Below are 15,786 nucleotides of genomic sequence, written 5' to 3' on the forward strand. Positions count from 1 at the left end.
TTAACGGCGATAAGCTCGCCAACTAAACAACCAAAATGTGACGCCTGCGATAGCGCTAACCGTCGAAAGCTGTTCAAAGGTGCTGTTGACCAATATCGCCGAGCATACGACTAATGTGGCACCAACACCAAATAAAAATTTTCCAGTTGCCTGCTGTCGTTTCGACGCTCGGTAACCTTGGTAAAGCTGATCCATGCGTTGATTCATTGCTTTGCCTTGACGCAAACTGTCGTAAAGCAGCTCTGGCAACTCTGGTAGCTTTTCTGCCCAAAACGGTAAACGGTCTTTAATGCCGTTGATCACCGCTTGCGGGCCAACTTGGTTCATCATCCACTCTTCTAAGAATGGTTTGGCTGTTGCCCACAAGTCTAATTGTGGATACAGCTGACGTCCCAAGCCTTCAACATACAGTAATGTTTTTTGTAGCAACACTAGCTGTGGTTGAACTTCCATCTCAAAGCGACGTGCCGTGTTGAACAAATTCAACAACACATGGCCAAAAGAGATTTCACACAGTGGTTTAGCAAAAATAGGCTCACACACCATGCGAATAGCGAACTCAAATTCATCAACATTGGTATGATGCGGCACCCAACCAGACTCGACATGCAACTCTGCTACACGGCGGTAATCTCGGTTAAAGAACGCCAAAAAGTTCTCAGCTAAATAGCGTTTATCGTCGCTATTTAGAGTGCCGACAATGCCACAATCCAAACCAATCCACATTGGATTTTCTGGATGTTCCGGCTTAACGAATACGTTGCCAGGATGCATGTCCGCATGAAAGAAGCTGTCGCGAAATACCTGAGTAAAAAAGACACTAACACCACGCTCAGCCAACAATTTCATATTGGTGCCATTGGCTTCTAAGCCAGCGATATCAGATACTTGTATACCGTAGATTCGTTCTGAAACCATCAGACTTTCACTGCTAAAGTCAGGAAAAACTTCTGGTACATACAGCTCTTCGCTGCCTTCAAAGTTACGACGCAGCTGAATAGCGTTCGCAGCTTCCCTTCTTAAGTCTAGCTCATCAAGCAAAGTCTTTTCATATTCACGCACGACTTCAACTGGTTTCAAACGACGTGCTTCAGGCAAAGCCCTCGCGACTATACGCGCCATGCGATACATCAGTTTTAGATCTGCATCAATCACAGGGCGAATATCTGGTCGAATGACCTTTAAAACGACCTCTTGGCCGCTATCTTTAAGTCGCGCAGTATGCACCTGAGCGATGGAAGCCGACGCTAAAGGCTTAATATCGAAATCAGTAAACCATTGCTCAATTGGGCCGCCCAGCGCTTTTTCCATTTGTTGCTTCGCCAACTCACCATCGAATGGCGATACTTGGTCTTGCAACAACGCCAATGGGTCTGCAATGTGTGGCGGGAAGAGATCTCGTCGAGTCGACATCATCTGACCAAACTTGATCCATACTGGCCCTAAGTCTTGCAATGCCAGGCGTAGACGCTCTCCTAGCGGTTTGTCTTGATGTTTGTTTTTAATCCAGAACAGTGATTTGCGAGCCAATAAAGGCGCTTTGGTCAATTGATGATCGGGTAACAGCTCATCCAGCCCATATTCGAGCTGAACTTTGACAATGCGGTAAAGACGACGAAGTTCCGATGGGGTCATAGGCGCTCCATCAATTGAGAGAGCTTCGCTTCTAAGCGTGCCGCTTGGCTGGCAACATCATCCACTTGATCGCAAAAATAAGCGACTTCTAACGGCGCTGGCGCCAGTTTCCACTCTTCGGTGATCACTTGTGCGAGATGATTTTGATGTTTGTTGGCTTGTGATTTCACAAACTGCCCAAAATGGCTGGCACCTTTGACTAAAGAATGCGCCACCACATCACCGGTCACACGTGACAGCCATTCTTCGAGGTCTGGCTTGCAATCGGTCATGAGCTGAGAAAACTTCTGCGCTAATTGAATATCACCTTCGAGTACTAGCTTATCTTGCTTGATCAGCTTGGTGATATTCGCTTGCTCACGCAATTCAGGCAACACAGATAAATTCAATGATAAGTAACAATTCGGCTCACCTTCATAATTGCCCAACACATCGATTTGTTGGCTAAAAACGAACGTCAGCGTTTTGTTTAGCTCTTTTAAGTGCACTTGAATCACTTGGCCCTTAAGACGAGCCAAACGACGACCCAATTGTGGATCGTCTTTAATTAGAGTGTTGAGCGTCGTTTCGATAACGGCTGTCACTAATGGTTCGAATGGCATAACAACCCTTTTAGAACTTATAACCGCGGTGCAGAGCAACAATACCGCCAGTTAGGTTGTAATAGCTAGTTTGTTCAAAACCAGCCTCATCCATCATGCCTTTTAGTGTTTCTTGGTCAGGATGCATGCGAATCGATTCCGCCAAGTAGCGGTAGCTATCTGCATCATTTGCCACCAATTCACCCATTTTAGGCAAGAGGTGGAATGAATATGCGTCATACACTTTTGATAGTGGTTCGAGGATGGGTTTGGAAAACTCCAATACCAATAGACGACCGCCCGGTTTTAACACGCGGAACATCGAACGTAGCGCTTTGTCTTTATCTGTTACGTTACGTAGACAGAAACTGATGGTAATCACATCAAAGTAATCATCAGGGAATGGCAGCTCTTCTGCATTGGCTTGCACGTAATGCACGTTACCAACAACGCCAATATCACGCAGTTTGTCACGGCCGACATTGAGCATTGAGTTGTTGATATCCGCTAAAACCACATGGCCTTTTTCACCGACAATACGTGAAAATTTAGCGGTTAAATCGCCAGTACCACCACCAAGGTCAAGCACACGTTGACCCGGGCGAGCACCACTACAATCGATAGTGAAACGCTTCCACAAACGGTGAACACCGCCCGACATTAAGTCATTCATAATGTCGTATTTTGCTGCTACTGAATGAAATACTTGCGCTACTTTGGCAACTTTTTCTTCTTTGGCTACGGTAGTAAAACCAAAATGCGTCGTTTCTTGAGTATCTAAAGCTGTGTTTGACTGCACGCTTGTATCCGCCATGATGAATCCTCTTCGAGCAGCCCTGTGTAACTTTGATTTAATAGGTATGAGCTGCGGTCGATTAGTTTACTTTATCCTCAGCCGTATGTCTTTCTATCAGCGATGCATTTTCCACCAAATATTCATTTTCTGACACATCCGCTGCTTGCGCTAACTCGGCAATGGCGGGCGAAATAGGACGTTTCACCTCTACGCCAAGCTGTTTAAAACTCTCTGCTTGGCGTATCACGTTGCCTCGACCGGACACCAACTTGTTCATCGCACCTTGGTAGTTTTGATTGGCACGGTCGAGCGCACCACCAAGCCCTTCCATATCTTCTACGAACAAACGTAACTTGTCGTACAATTTACTGGCTCGCTCGGCAATCACTTGCGCGTTTTGATTTTGTCTGTCATTACGCCATAAATTATCAATCGTGCGCAGTGCCACCAACAAGGTAGTTGGACTAACCAAAATAATGTTCTGTTCCATCGCATCTTTAACCAAGCTCGGATCCGCTTGAATCGCTACTTGAAAAGCAGGCTCAACCGGAATAAACATCAACACATAATCCAAGCTGCGAATACCTTTAAGTTGTTGATAATCCTTATTACTCAGACCTTTGATATGGGTGCGCAGCGCAAGTAAGTGATCACTTAATGCACGATCTCGCTCACTGTCAGTTTCTGCATTGAAGTAACGTTCATACGCCACCAGTGCCATTTTGGAATCAATCACCACCTGCTTCTCTTGCGGCAAGTGCACAATCACATCCGGCTGATAACGTTTACCCGCTTCATTTTGCAAACTCACTTGAGTTTGGTATTCATGCCCTTCACGTAAACCTGATTCAGCCAATACGCGAGCCAGCACCACCTCACCCCAGTTACCTTGCTGTTTGTTGTCACCTTTGAGCGCTTGGGTCAGGTTGACCGCTTCTCGGGTCATTTGCTCGTTCAAGCGCTGCAAGTTTTTCAGTTCATGCACTAAGGTATGACGCTCTTTCGCTTCAAGGTTAAAGCTATCGTTAACTTGGCGTTTAAAGCCTTCCAATTGCTCTTTGAGCGGACTGAGTAACCCTTCCAAACTCTGGCGATTTTGTTGATCGACTTTAGCCGTTTTTGCTTCAAACAATTGATTGGCTAAATGCTCAAACTGCTGCTTTAAACGCTCTTCTGCTTTCTCTAGCAACTGCAGTTTTTCTTGGCTTGCCAGTTGCGCTTGTTGATGACGAGCCTCTTGCTCGCGTAGTTGCGCTTCCAGTTGCGATTTCTGCTCACGAACCGCATTAAGATCATCCGCGTATTGCTGACGCTCTTGTTTGACGGCTTCGAAATAACGCAGTTTTTCCATTACCGCCATAAACTTACCGTGCGACTGCTTAAGCTCATAAGCCGCTTTATCACGCTCTTGATCCAGCTCATCCAGCTCTTGCTGCGCTTCATGCAAAGCATGCTTTAACTGGTTTAGTTGTGTTTGCGCCAATTGCTGATTGGATTCCAATTGCTGCGTCAGTAGTTGGCTCTCTAAACTCAATTTCTGCTTTACCCACCAACCGACCGCAATACCACTGACTGCGGCGCCACCAAGGGCACTAAATAACACGCTTTGGTTCTCGATAATCCATTGCATAATAAGGCGTTAACTCTTGTTCATCAGTTGCAAATAATGGTATTTCACCACTGGATAAATGTCCAGTTTGTCGACCGAATATTCAACAGATACACTTAGCTCCCCGTACACTGTGCGAATGGTTCGCTAGGTGCGTATTTGCTTGCTATATGAAGGAACACTATGAACGAGCGCCGCGCGTTAGGGTTTGGTTTATCTGCCGTTTTACTTTGGTCAACAGTCGCCACCGCATTTAAACTCACTCTGGCTGAATTCACTCCTATTCAAATGCTAACGATCGCCAGCATGGTTTCTGCTCTGGTACTGATCGTGATTTGTGGCGTGCAAGGTAAGCTTGCCTCACTGCCGACTATCTTCCTCGCCAACCCTTGGTATTACTTGCTACTTGGCCTTATCAATCCCTTGGCGTACTACGTTATTTTATTTAAAGCTTATGAGTTGCTTCCCGCCTCCCAAGCACAAGCGATCAACTACAGCTGGGCGATCACTTTGACGCTGATGGCGGCGGTATTTCTTGGACAAAAAATTCGTAAACAAGATTGGGTGGCTTGTGTATTGAGCTACTTTGGCGTGGTGGTTATCGCCACCAAAGGCGATATTTTAGGGCTCAATTTTGAAAGCCCTCTCGGCGTCGCGTTAGCGCTGCTTTCAACGCTGCTTTGGGCGAGCTACTGGATTTTGAATACCAAAAACAAAGCCGACCCTGTGGTTGGGGTATTACTGGGCTTTTTAGTGGCGATTCCGTTTGCGATTGGTTTAAGTATTTGGGAAGGCGCGAATTGGAGCCAAATTACTGCTTCTGGTTGGTTGGCGGTTACCTATGTTGGCCTGTTTGAAATGGGGATTACATTTGTTCTGTGGTTAACGGCACTAAAACTGACACAAAATACCGCGCGCATCAGTAACCTGATTTTTGCTTCACCATTTATCTCATTGATTCTATTGGCGACTGTGATTGGTGAAAGCATTCATCCCACTACTCTTATTGGATTGGTGCTGATTATTACTGGCTTGGTCATTCAACAATTTAAGTTCAAAGCGAAAACCGCAGCTGCGATCGAATAATAAAAGACTGAAAATCAAATAAACAAAAAGGGTGCTGTAAGGCACCCTTTTTTCTTTCAGGCAATCTAATTCGGGGGAAGAATTAGTGGTTGATAGCGCGAACAAGTTCAGCAATGCCGTCCCAGTTGCCGTTGTCCATCATATCGGTTGGAATCATCCAAGTACCGCCACATGCCACTACCGATTTGATTGCTAGGTAATCAGCTGCATTTGATGGGCTCACGCCACCTGTTGGCATAAACTGCACTGGGTAAACTGCAGTCAATGCTTTAAGCATACCCACGCCGCCTGATGGCTCTGCTGGGAAAAACTTCAGTGTACGCAGACCCATTTCCATCGCTTGCTCAACCAAACTTGGGTTATTCACTCCTGGTACGATTTGAACGTTGCGTTGTTGACAGTACTTAACCGTAGTTGGGTTAAAACCAGGGCTTACGATAAAGTCCACACCCGCTTCAATCGCGATATCAACTTGTTCTGTCGTCAGAACTGTACCTGCACCGATCAATAGCTCTGGGTATGCTTCGCGCATAATACGGATAGATTCAGCCGCTGCTTCAGTACGGAAAGTTACTTCTGCACATGGTAGGCCGTTTTCTACCAAAACCTTTGCTAGAGGTAGCGCGTGCGCTACGTCATTGATAGCAATAACAGGGACGATTTTGATTTCACTCAATCGTTGTTCAAGAGTTTTCATGAATAACCTCTATAGGAAAAAGCTTAGTGTCGCAACAATGATAAACGCAATGCCGCCTAGTAATGTTTCCATTACAGTCCAAGTTTTTAGCGTTGTCTTCTCGTCCATATCTAGTAGACGAGATACTAGCCAGAAACCAGAGTCGTTAAAGTGAGAAAGTACTGTTGCACCACCCGCAATTGCGATAACGATGAAACATAGGTCTAGCTCACTTAGACCCGTTGACGCTGCAACTACTGGCGCAATAAGCGCTGCAGTTGTCGTTAGTGCTACTGTTGCTGAGCCTTGTGCAACACGTAGACATGTTGAGATAACGAATGCTGCTACGATAACTGGCATACCAGTGTCAGTTAGTACACCCGCAAGTGCATCACCGATACCACTTGCACGTAGTACGCCACCGAACATACCGCCCGCACCCGTTACTAGAATTACACCACAGATTGGCGCTAGAGAATCGCCACATAGCTTCTCAAGTTTCGCCATGCCGTAGTCTTTAGCAAATACTGCCAAACATACGATCAGTGTGATTAGTAGTGCAACCGGAGTTTTACCTAGCATACGCAAGAATTCAACTAGCGCTGACTTACCATCAATCAAACCAGCCACGGCTAGCGTGTTTAGACCAGTATCAAGACAGATTAGTAGTACAGGTAGTACTAGGATTGTCATTACTGTGCTGAACTTAGGTAAGTTCGCTTCATCAACCACTGTGTCGCCATTGAAGAAAGCTTTTGATAGTGGAATATCAAATTTCTTACCAGCGTATAGACCAAATAGGTAAGCACCTAGGTACCAAGTTGGGATTGCAACCAGGATACCGACAACAAGTAGTAGACCGATGTTTGCACCTAGGAATTCAGCTGCCGCAACAGGACCTGGATGCGGAGGTACAAAACCGTGCATTACCGCAAACGCACCTGCTGCTGGTAGTGCATATTTGATTGGCGAACCACCAAAACGCGCTGCAACACTCAGGATGATCGGCATCATTACAACTAGGCCCGCATCAAAGAAGATAGGGAAACCGAACAGTAGTGACGCCACACCTAGTGCAAACGGAGCACGCTCTTCACCAAAGCGGCCAATCAAAGTATCAGCTAGTACCTTAGCACCACCCGTTACTTCCAAAATTTTACCAATCATTGCACCTAGACCAACCAGCAGGGCAACAGAAGCTAGAGTGCCACCGAAACCGCTCATCATTGTTGGTACTACTTGCTCTGACGCTACGCCAGTCGCAATTGCAGTCAGCAAACTTACGATAGTTAGAGATGCAAATGCATGCACCTTAAACTTAATAATCAATACCAACAACGCAGCAATTGATAGCACTGCGATAGTCAATAGATAGGTTGGATCAGAGGCTTGAGTTAACAGCTCCATAGGTTCACCTTCGAAATTATAGTTTGTGTTGTAGTTCACATTTATTTACGTTACCGGTAACATGTTACCGATAACACGAATAAGATAAACCCATATTTTAAAGTGAATGCCAAAATTGGGATCACGCGCAAATTTGTTTATGAGGATTGGTTATGGCAGGCAGTAGTGTCATCGTAATGGGCGTTTGTGCTTGTGGTAAAAGCACAATTGGTGAGCACCTAGCAGCGAAGCTTGGTCGCAAGTTTATTGATGGTGATGATCTTCACCCACGTGCAAATATTCAGAAGATGGCTTCAGGTCAACCACTGAACGATGACGACCGTATGCCATGGCTAGAACGTATCCGCGATGCGGCTTTCAGCCTCGAAAGCAAAAATGAGCACGGTATTATCGTCTGCTCTGCACTGAAAAAGAAATACCGCGATCAAATCCGTGAAGGTAACGAGAACGTCACTTTCCTATTCCTTGATGGCAGTAAAGACCTAATCATGAAGCGTATGCGCCAGCGTCAAGGTCACTTCATGAAAGAAAATATGGTGAACAGCCAGTTTGAAACGCTTGAGCGCCCAGATGCCGAGCCACAAACTGTCGTAGTTGATATCGACTGCTCAATCGAAGAAATCGTAGCAAAAGCTGCTGAGCAACTAATTGCAGCAAACGAGGTAGCATAATGACTCACCAAGTAATTCTTGATGTAACCCAACGCTTAGCTGAGCGTAGCCACGAAGCGCGCACTGCGTTTCTGGCTCGCACACAAGCGCAAGCTGACGCAGGTAAAGGTCGCGTAAATCTTAGCTGTGGTAACTTAGCTCACGCGGTTGCCGCTTCTTGCTCTGCAGAGAAAAAGAGCATTCTTGATTTTACCCATGCGAACGTTGCGCTGATCAGTGCATACAACGACATGCTCAGTGCCCACCAGCCATACCAAGAGTACCCAGCACAAATCAAAAAAGTGTTGGCGGAATATGGTCATACAGCTCAAGTAGCGGGCTGTGTACCAGCGATGTGTGATGGTGTGACACAGGGCCAAGCGGGTATGGACATGTCATTGTTCTCTCGTGATTTGATTGCTCAATCGACGGCACTATCGCTAAGCCACAATGTCTTTGATGCAACCCTACTATTGGGTATTTGTGACAAGATTGCACCGGGACAGCTAATGGGTGCGCTAACTTACGCTCACCTACCAACTGCATTTGTACCTGCGGGTCTTATGTCTACGGGCATCAGTAACGAAGAAAAAGTCGATGTACGCCAAAAATACGCAGCAGGCGAAGTCGGCAAAGATGCCCTACTTGATATGGAATGTCGCGCTTACCATGCACCAGGTACTTGTACTTTCTACGGTACGGCAAACACTAACCAGCTCGTATTTGAAGCGATGGGCTTGATGCTTCCTGGCTCAGCGTTTATTCACCCACATTCTGAACTGCGCCATGCACTGACTGATTTCGCATCGGTGAAAATCACCAGTATGACGGCTGGTTCAGCAAACTTCCGTCCACTATCAGAAGTCGTGACTGAGAAGAGCTTGGTGAATGGTATTGTGGCTCTACTTGCGTCTGGTGGTAGTACTAACCATACAATTCACATGTTAGCCGTTGCTCGCGCAGCAGGCATTCTACTCACATGGCAAGACATCAGCGATCTCTCTGATGTAGTTCCTCTGTTGGCTCGCGTTTACCCGAATGGCCCAGCAGACATGAACGCCTTCCAACAAGCAGGCGGCGTACCAGCGCTAATGCGTCGTTTGGATGAGTCAGGCCTACTACACCGCGATGTTACGCCAGTATTTGGCGATTTCGAAGGTCAAATGAGCCTACCAACACTGAACGATGGCAAACTTGAGTGGAACAGTATTGTTGAAACCAAAGATGCAGAAGTGATTGCTGCAACAGGTGAGGCATTCCAAAAAACCGGTGGCACACGCGTTCTAACCGGTAACCTAGGCAACTCAGTGGTAAAAGTATCGGCAGTAAAAGAAGACCAACGTGTCATCGAAGCGCCGGCGGTAGTTTTCCAATGCCAACACGAAGTTGAAGCGGCATACAAACGTGGTGAGCTCAACAAAGACTGTATTGTAGTGGTAACACACAATGGCCCTGCTGCGAATGGTATGCCTGAACTGCATAAGTTAATGCCGATTCTAGGTAACATTCAAAAAGCAGGCTTCAAAGTGGCGCTTGTGACTGACGGTCGTCTATCTGGTGCATCAGGTAAGATTCCATCAGCGATTCACCTATCACCTGAAGCCCTGCGTGGCGGTGCGATTGGTCTAGTGCGTGATGGCGACATCATCAGCCTTAACTGCCAAACGGGTGAGCTAAACAACCTAAGCGATATGACTGGTCGTGAGCCACTACAAATCGATACGGAAGTGGTACAACAAACTTGGGGCCGTAATCTGTTTAGCGTACTACGTCAAAGCGTGAGCAGCGCTGAAGAAGGTGCAAGCTTTATCGTTTAAGGCTTTGCATTGAAGTGACTAAAAAGCGCAGTGTTAACACTGCGCTTTTTGTTTTTAAGCCTTTTTAATTTCAAGCGAAAATGAATTAAACGCTTTCGCCTGCGGTAATTTGATACCCCATATCCACCACTTTCTCTTCAACAGCCTCGCCTCTTAAACGAGTGAGTAGCAACTCCGCACTTTTTTCACCAATGGCAAAACGAGGGGTATCGACACTGGTCAGTTTCGGAGAGATGGTTTGGCTAATATCAAGCGCGTTGTAACCCACGACCGCTAATTGTTGTGGTACTGCTATTTGGCGACGCTGAGCGCTCAGCAAAGTACCGATGGCAATATCATCGTTGGTACAAAACACACCATCTAGATCTGGGTATTGTTCTAGCGCTCTTTCAAGAAGTCCATCGGCGATGGAAAAGCTTGAATGCTCACCCGTCAAAATATGTTTCGGTTCAAAGCCGGCCTCTGACATAGCACGATCGTAACCTTGCATACGTAATCGGGTACGCGTATCTAAACGTGCGCCAAAATAGGCAATGGTCTTTTTACCTGAAGCAAGAATGCGTTTTACTACCTGATATGATGCTTCTTCATGATCTAAGCCGACCGCCATATCAATTGGCTTTAGAGGCAGTTCCATGGTTTCCACCACGGGAATACCCGCATTTTTGATCATCTGTAGTGTGCGCGGCGTGTGATCGCTTGCTGTCAGAATTAAGCCATCTACTTGATAAGATAATAAAGAGGCAATCTTCTGCTCTTCTTCATGTTCATCATAACTGAAGTGTGCCAACAAAGTTTCATAGCCTTGTGGCTTAGTGACGTTTTCAATCCCTTTAACGAACGCTGCAAAAATTTGGTTTGAAAGTGAAGGCAGCAGAACGCCAATTGCGCGGCTCGAAGATTTAGACAGCATTGCTGGTGCACGGTTTTCAATATAACCCGTTTGCTCAATCGCTGCGGCAATTTTAACACGTGTTTTTTCAGCCACTGACTCGGGGTTGCGCATATAGCGCGACACCGTCATTTTAGTAACGCCAACTTGGTCTGCGACATCCTGCAGTGTCGCGCGATTTTTCTTGTTATTTTGACTCATTGTATGATTATTGTGATTTTATGTTACACGTAACATTATGCCCGCGCACGCCATACTCAACAAGTGTCGCATGAGTAAATACTCACTATGGATACAAAAAGCTCCCCCTTTTATGGGAGAGCTCACAAAATCAATCAGTCTGTACAATCAAGCATGTTGCCCAGCGACAAAGCCCGAACTCCAACACCACTGGAAGTTGTAGCCTCCAAGCCAACCCGTTACATCCATCACCTCGCCGATAAAGTACAAACCTTTGATTTGTTTACACTCCATGGTTTTTGATGACAAGTGGTCAGTATCAACCCCGCCTAATGTCACCTCTGCGGTGCGATAACCTTCTGTACCATTCGGTGCAATTTTCCAGTTTTCTAGGTAAGTGGTGATTTGTTCCAGCTGCTTTTGATTGAATTGCTTAAGCGGCTTATCCTCAAGTTCTTTGCGCTCAACCATCACCTCAACCAAACGTTTTGGTAGTACTTTCGCTAAGGTATTTTTTAAGCTCTGGTTTGGGTGTTTTTCTCTTGATGCGGTAAGAAGTTCATTAACGTCTGCTTCAGGCACCAAATTGATCGTCACCTCTTGGCCTGCTTTCCAAAACGAAGAGATTTGCAGTACTGATGGACCAGATAAACCACGATGAGTAAACAGCAATGCTTCTTTGAACACTGTACCGTTTTGTGCAGTGATTTCTGCTGGAATGGCGATACCAGATAGAGTTTCAAAAGCTTCTTTATCTTGTTTGTGCAGCGTAAACGGCACCAAACCCGCAGTCGTTGGCACCACTGGCAAGCCAAATTGCTCGGCAATCTTATAACCAAATGGCGTCGCACCAAGTTTTGGCATCGACAAACCACCTGTTGCCACCACCAGCGACTGACAGTCAATCACATTTGTATTGGCATGTAGAGTGAAGCCCTGCTCGGTTTGTTCAATTTGGTGAATATCTTGCTGGTAGCGCAGCTGAACTTTGCCGTTCTGACACTCATCAAGCAGCATGCTGACAATTTGTTTCGCAGAATCGAGACAGAACAACTGACCATGATCGCGCTCTTCAAACTCAATCCCGTACTTACTCACCATCGAGATAAAATCCCAGTTGGTGTATTGCGACAATGCCGACTTCACAAAGTGCGGATTGCGACATAAGTAGTTATTGGCACTGACATCGTAATTAGTAAAGTTACAACGGCCGCCACCCGAAATTAGGATTTTACGTCCCGGCTTTTTGGCATGATCAAGCACGAGCACTTTACGGCCTCGCTTACCTGCTTCTGCGGCACACATTAAACCTGCAGCCCCGGCACCTATAATGACGACGTCAAATTTTTCACTCATGATGTCTTACTCAAACGCTCTCAACGCAAATAAAAAAGGATGTGCTGATGGCACATCCTTGCTAATCGAGGCGCTATTCTAGCGATTCTTTGGCTGCTTGCCAATTAATCAACGGCGCTCAAATTCCGTCATTGCTTTAAAGGAGGATGACCGCTAACAAGGTTACACCAATTAGCGCCATTGAAAGGATAAACAGTTGACGTACTCGCGAACACTTTGCTGTGAACACTTCATCATGATGATGATGGTACTCTTTACTTTTTAAATATGAGTAAAGCTTAACTTGCTTGCTCATATTGCCATGCGTGGTAAAGAAACCATTGCCATCCACTTGCTGATAAAGCAAAGGATGAGCCTCTCGCATCACATAGATTAATGAACGAAGCGCTGTTAAATAGCGAACCAAGTTAACCAAGGTTACCATCATAAGCGCGAATAGAATGGTGTCTGCACTGATCATCTTTCCTCCCTACATCCTGGTATGGAACACCCTGAAGAAAAGACGATCTGTTTACAGTGTCTCTGGCTGGGGACTATGCAGCCGGGGCATCCATAACCGAAGATGAACCTTCTTTTGCTAAAGCTGCTAGATCTTTATCAATGAAGAACAATGCTTTACCGTCCTCACCAACAAGTTCTAGCTTATCTAATATCCCTTTAAATAACTTCTCTTCCTCGTGCTGTTCAGCCACGTACCACTGTAAGAAGTTGAACGTTGAATAGTCTTGGCAAGTGAATGCTAGATGAGCCAATTTGTTGATTTTCTCTGTAATCATTTGCTCATGTTCATAGGTTTCACGAAATACATGCCCAAGGCTATCAAACTGGTGTGGTGGCGCTTCAATCGCACCTAAAATTGGCAATGCACCTGTCTCACTTACATAGGTAAATAGACGCTGCATGTGCTCCATTTCTTCTACGGCGTGAGCGCGCAAAAATTCAGCTGCACCCTCAAATCCTTTATCTTCACACCAAGCGCTCATTTGTAAGTATAGATTGGATGAAAAAAATTCTAGGTTAATTTGTTCATTCAATTGTTCAACCATTGCTTGAGACAGCATCGTTTTCTCCTGTGAATACTTCTATTTATCAAAACTATAACACGATCCATCGAGAGATATGAGATCAAAACAGCATAATTATTAACCGACCAGTGCTAACCTTAAATCAAAGTCCAATAGGAGATAGCATTATGAGTTATCAACATATTTTAGTTGCGATTGACTTATCAGAAGACAGCAAACACTTGGTAGATAAAGCCGTCAAGTTAGCCGCACCACTCAACGCTGATGTATCGTTTATACATATCGATGTGAATTACGCAGAGCTGTACACGGGTTTAATCGATATCAACATGGCTGAAACTCAGCACAAAGCCATCGAAGCCTCACAAGAGCAATTGCAAATGTTGGCTGACAATGCGGGCTATCCAATCAAACATACATTGGTCGGCAGCGGTGACCTAGGTAATGAGCTATGTGAAAACATTGGTGAATACAAAATAGACCTAGTGGTATGTGGCCATCATCAAGATTTTTGGAGCAAACTGCTTTCTTCAACGCGCCAACTCATAAATTGTACTCCGGTCGATTTGTTGGTTGTACCTCTTATAGATTAATCGCACCTCGATTTATTCTGGTTTAGACTGACGGCTGATTTCATTCATGAGTGTTAATTATGGGTTATTTATCAGCCGTTACGCTTTTATGGGCTTTCTCATTTAGCCTGATTGGCGTTTATCTCGCTGGCCATGTTGATTCTTGGTTCTCGGTCCTAATGCGCGTCGCGCTTGCCAGCCTCGTTTTTCTGCCATTTATTAAATTTAAAGGCGTCAGTCGCTCACTTATTCTCAAACTGATGGTGGTTGGTGGCTTTCAACTTGGCTTGATGTATTGCTTCTACTACCAATCCTTCTTGCTACTCTCTGTGCCAGAAGTGTTACTTTTCACAGTCTTTACTCCTATTTATGTCACCCTGATTTATGACTGGCTCAAAGGACGCTTTTCACCTTGGTACTTAGTCACTGCAGTTATCGCTGTTGCTGGCGCTGTCATCATTAAGTTCGCAGGGATCAATCAAAACTTCTTACTCGGATTTTTAGTCGTACAAGGAGCAAACCTGTGCTTTGCCATTGGTCAGGTAGGCTACAAGCACATTATGGAAACCGAAAAAGTTGAGCTGCCGCAACACTCTATCTTTGGCTATTTCTATTTAGGCGCCTTAGTTGTAGCGAGTACCGCTTACCTGTTGATGGGCAACCCAGATAAACTCCCAACGACGAATGTTCAATGGGGAATCTTGTTCTATTTGGGCGTCATCGCCTCTGGTTTCGGTTATTTCGCTTGGAACAAAGGCGCAACCTTAGTCAATGCCGGCGCTTTGGCGGTAATGAATAATGCGCTCGTGCCAGCAGGATTGATCGTCAATATCCTGATCTGGAATCAAAATGCCGACTTACTTCGTTTAGGTTTAGGCGGAGCGGTTATTTTGCTTTCGCTATGGGTAAATGAAACTTGGGTGAAACGCCGAGTGGAGCGAGATTACGCCGCCCGCTAATCCCATCGCCCCAGATGGCAAAAGCCCGCTAAGATAGCGGGCTTTTTTAATGAAGTGATTCGGCTGATTTTGGTGCTGTCATCGAGGCTTGTAATTGATATAAGCGCTGATTGACCGAGCTAAATTTCGCTTCAATTTTCTGTTGTTTGCGCAGTAACTTTTCTTGCTTACTGATTGCCTTACTCAGTTTTTTTGCATACTTCTTCTGCTTTTTCGCCTGCTTCTTAAGATGCTTAGCATCAACGTTATGTTCATGCGCTGATTCAAAGGAGACTCGTTGCAATGCTGGTTCTGGCTTAATCTCTGTCGCTAAACTCACATCATGCAACTTAGTATCTACCGCTAATGCCTCTGGCTTACACAAGGTATTCTTATCTGCAGAAGAACGAGCGCACGAGCGGCAAATATACTTTGGTGCACTGACTAAGTGCGTTATATCACTCAATTGAGCGGTAATATCGTGACGATTTAATTTGCACAAACGCTTACTCATACAACAACCTTAGTAAGAATACGAATAGTTATTACTAAGATATACAACCAAG

The 15,786-nt window shown here is 45.5% G+C and carries 16 protein-coding genes; 5 read left to right on the forward strand and 11 right to left on the reverse strand.

The annotated features are described in order from the left end of the window. The 4 genes from ubiB to rmuC form a co-directional block, all read right to left on the reverse strand. On the reverse strand, positions 1–1,635 hold the full coding sequence (gene ubiB / locus Vt282_RS13450) for a ubiquinone biosynthesis regulatory protein kinase UbiB (protein ID WP_162063616.1): 1,635 nt from the start codon (positions 1,633–1,635) through the stop codon (positions 1–3). Next, positions 1,632–2,237 carry a ubiquinone biosynthesis accessory factor UbiJ gene (locus Vt282_RS13455; RefSeq protein ID WP_162063617.1) on the reverse strand — a complete coding sequence of 202 codons (606 nt, stop codon included), beginning with the start codon at positions 2,235–2,237 and terminating at the stop codon, positions 1,632–1,634. The genes ubiB and Vt282_RS13455 overlap by 4 nt, the downstream gene beginning before the upstream one ends. 10 nt (positions 2,238–2,247) lie before the next feature. After that, the gene (ubiE, locus tag Vt282_RS13460; protein WP_162045292.1) at positions 2,248–3,030 is read right to left on the reverse strand and encodes a bifunctional demethylmenaquinone methyltransferase/2-methoxy-6-polyprenyl-1,4-benzoquinol methylase UbiE; all 783 of its coding nucleotides are present in this window, start codon (positions 3,028–3,030) and stop codon (positions 2,248–2,250) included. Positions 3,031–3,091: 61 nt separating this feature from the next. Continuing rightward, positions 3,092–4,642, reverse strand: coding sequence for a DNA recombination protein RmuC (rmuC, locus tag Vt282_RS13465; protein WP_162063618.1), 1,551 nt, complete (start codon positions 4,640–4,642; stop codon positions 3,092–3,094). A gap of 162 nt (positions 4,643–4,804) precedes the next feature. Here rmuC and Vt282_RS13470 point away from each other — a divergent pair, with 162 nt between their 5' ends. Next, positions 4,805–5,707, forward strand: a complete 903-nt coding sequence (locus Vt282_RS13470; RefSeq protein ID WP_162063619.1) for a DMT family transporter — start codon at positions 4,805–4,807, stop codon at positions 5,705–5,707. An 82-nt stretch (positions 5,708–5,789) separates the two neighbouring features. Here the strand turns inward: Vt282_RS13470 and Vt282_RS13475 are convergent, their stop codons facing one another. Together Vt282_RS13475 and Vt282_RS13480 are read right to left on the reverse strand one after the other, a co-directional pair. Continuing rightward, positions 5,790–6,404, reverse strand: a complete 615-nt coding sequence (locus Vt282_RS13475) for a bifunctional 4-hydroxy-2-oxoglutarate aldolase/2-dehydro-3-deoxy-phosphogluconate aldolase (protein WP_162045290.1) — start codon at positions 6,402–6,404, stop codon at positions 5,790–5,792. A gap of 9 nt (positions 6,405–6,413) precedes the next feature. Beyond that, positions 6,414–7,790, reverse strand: a complete 1,377-nt coding sequence (locus tag Vt282_RS13480; RefSeq protein WP_162045289.1) for a GntP family permease — start codon at positions 7,788–7,790, stop codon at positions 6,414–6,416. A gap of 152 nt (positions 7,791–7,942) precedes the next feature. Between Vt282_RS13480 and Vt282_RS13485 the strand changes: the two genes are divergently transcribed. Both Vt282_RS13485 and edd read left to right on the forward strand, forming a co-directional pair. Beyond that, the gene (locus Vt282_RS13485) at positions 7,943–8,461 is read left to right on the forward strand and encodes a gluconokinase (protein WP_162063620.1); all 519 of its coding nucleotides are present in this window, start codon (positions 7,943–7,945) and stop codon (positions 8,459–8,461) included. Then, positions 8,461–10,257 (forward strand): phosphogluconate dehydratase, encoded by a 1,797-nt coding sequence (gene edd, locus Vt282_RS13490; protein ID WP_162063621.1) that lies wholly within the window; start codon positions 8,461–8,463, stop codon positions 10,255–10,257. The genes Vt282_RS13485 and edd overlap by 1 nt, the downstream gene beginning before the upstream one ends. An 85-nt stretch (positions 10,258–10,342) precedes the next feature. Here edd and Vt282_RS13495 read toward each other — a convergent pair whose 3' ends face one another. The 4 genes from Vt282_RS13495 to ftnA form a co-directional block, all read right to left on the reverse strand. Next, the gene (locus Vt282_RS13495) at positions 10,343–11,350 is read right to left on the reverse strand and encodes a substrate-binding domain-containing protein (RefSeq protein ID WP_162045286.1); all 1,008 of its coding nucleotides are present in this window, start codon (positions 11,348–11,350) and stop codon (positions 10,343–10,345) included. 147 nt (positions 11,351–11,497) lie between these two features. Beyond that, positions 11,498–12,685 carry a BaiN/RdsA family NAD(P)/FAD-dependent oxidoreductase gene (locus Vt282_RS13500; RefSeq protein ID WP_162063622.1) on the reverse strand — a complete coding sequence of 396 codons (1,188 nt, stop codon included), beginning with the start codon at positions 12,683–12,685 and terminating at the stop codon, positions 11,498–11,500. Positions 12,686–12,821: 136 nt separating this feature from the next. Then, complete coding sequence (gene uspB, locus Vt282_RS13505; protein ID WP_162045284.1) at positions 12,822–13,145, reverse strand: universal stress protein UspB; 324 nt, start codon at positions 13,143–13,145, stop codon at positions 12,822–12,824. A gap of 73 nt (positions 13,146–13,218) precedes the next feature. Further along, entirely contained in the window at positions 13,219–13,746 is a 528-nt protein-coding gene (ftnA, locus tag Vt282_RS13510) for a non-heme ferritin (protein ID WP_162045283.1), read from the reverse strand. Between the two features lie 131 nt (positions 13,747–13,877). Between ftnA and Vt282_RS13515 the strand changes: the two genes are divergently transcribed. Both Vt282_RS13515 and Vt282_RS13520 read left to right on the forward strand, forming a co-directional pair. After that, a complete protein-coding gene (locus tag Vt282_RS13515; RefSeq protein ID WP_162063623.1) occupies positions 13,878–14,303 on the forward strand; it encodes a universal stress protein in 426 nt (141 codons plus the stop codon). Positions 14,304–14,362: 59 nt separating this feature from the next. Then, positions 14,363–15,241, forward strand: a complete 879-nt coding sequence (locus Vt282_RS13520) for a carboxylate/amino acid/amine transporter (protein WP_162063624.1) — start codon at positions 14,363–14,365, stop codon at positions 15,239–15,241. 46 nt (positions 15,242–15,287) lie between these two features. Here the strand turns inward: Vt282_RS13520 and Vt282_RS13525 are convergent, their stop codons facing one another. Further along, positions 15,288–15,734: a hypothetical protein gene (locus tag Vt282_RS13525; RefSeq protein ID WP_162063625.1), complete on the reverse strand. Its 447-nt coding sequence runs from the start codon at positions 15,732–15,734 to the stop codon at positions 15,288–15,290. Between the last annotated feature and the right edge of the window lie 52 nt (positions 15,735–15,786).

The sequence above is a fragment of the Vibrio taketomensis genome (assembly GCF_009938165.1).
Taxonomy (GTDB): domain Bacteria; phylum Pseudomonadota; class Gammaproteobacteria; order Enterobacterales; family Vibrionaceae; genus Vibrio; species Vibrio taketomensis.

What these genes read in the sequence shown, in the direction of transcription:
- Vt282_RS13520 (WP_162063624.1), top strand. Translation starts at nt 14,363, where the DNA reads ATGGGTTATTTATCAGCCGTTACGCTTTTATGGGCTTTCTCATTTAGC.
- ubiB (WP_162063616.1), bottom strand. Translation starts at nt 1,635, where the DNA reads ATGACCCCATCGGAACTTCGTCGTCTTTACCGCATTGTCAAAGTTCAG.
- edd (WP_162063621.1), top strand. Translation starts at nt 8,461, where the DNA reads ATGACTCACCAAGTAATTCTTGATGTAACCCAACGCTTAGCTGAGCGT.
- rmuC (WP_162063618.1), bottom strand. Translation starts at nt 4,642, where the DNA reads ATGCAATGGATTATCGAGAACCAAAGCGTGTTATTTAGTGCCCTTGGT.
- Vt282_RS13500 (WP_162063622.1), bottom strand. Translation starts at nt 12,685, where the DNA reads ATGAGTGAAAAATTTGACGTCGTCATTATAGGTGCCGGGGCTGCAGGT.
- Vt282_RS13475 (WP_162045290.1), bottom strand. Translation starts at nt 6,404, where the DNA reads ATGAAAACTCTTGAACAACGATTGAGTGAAATCAAAATCGTCCCTGTT.
- uspB (WP_162045284.1), bottom strand. Translation starts at nt 13,145, where the DNA reads ATGATCAGTGCAGACACCATTCTATTCGCGCTTATGATGGTAACCTTG.
- Vt282_RS13480 (WP_162045289.1), bottom strand. Translation starts at nt 7,790, where the DNA reads ATGGAGCTGTTAACTCAAGCCTCTGATCCAACCTATCTATTGACTATC.
- ubiE (WP_162045292.1), bottom strand. Translation starts at nt 3,030, where the DNA reads ATGGCGGATACAAGCGTGCAGTCAAACACAGCTTTAGATACTCAAGAA.
- Vt282_RS13525 (WP_162063625.1), bottom strand. Translation starts at nt 15,734, where the DNA reads ATGAGTAAGCGTTTGTGCAAATTAAATCGTCACGATATTACCGCTCAA.
- Vt282_RS13515 (WP_162063623.1), top strand. Translation starts at nt 13,878, where the DNA reads ATGAGTTATCAACATATTTTAGTTGCGATTGACTTATCAGAAGACAGC.
- Vt282_RS13485 (WP_162063620.1), top strand. Translation starts at nt 7,943, where the DNA reads ATGGCAGGCAGTAGTGTCATCGTAATGGGCGTTTGTGCTTGTGGTAAA.
- Vt282_RS13495 (WP_162045286.1), bottom strand. Translation starts at nt 11,350, where the DNA reads ATGAGTCAAAATAACAAGAAAAATCGCGCGACACTGCAGGATGTCGCA.
- ftnA (WP_162045283.1), bottom strand. Translation starts at nt 13,746, where the DNA reads ATGCTGTCTCAAGCAATGGTTGAACAATTGAATGAACAAATTAACCTA.
- Vt282_RS13455 (WP_162063617.1), bottom strand. Translation starts at nt 2,237, where the DNA reads ATGCCATTCGAACCATTAGTGACAGCCGTTATCGAAACGACGCTCAAC.
- Vt282_RS13470 (WP_162063619.1), top strand. Translation starts at nt 4,805, where the DNA reads ATGAACGAGCGCCGCGCGTTAGGGTTTGGTTTATCTGCCGTTTTACTT.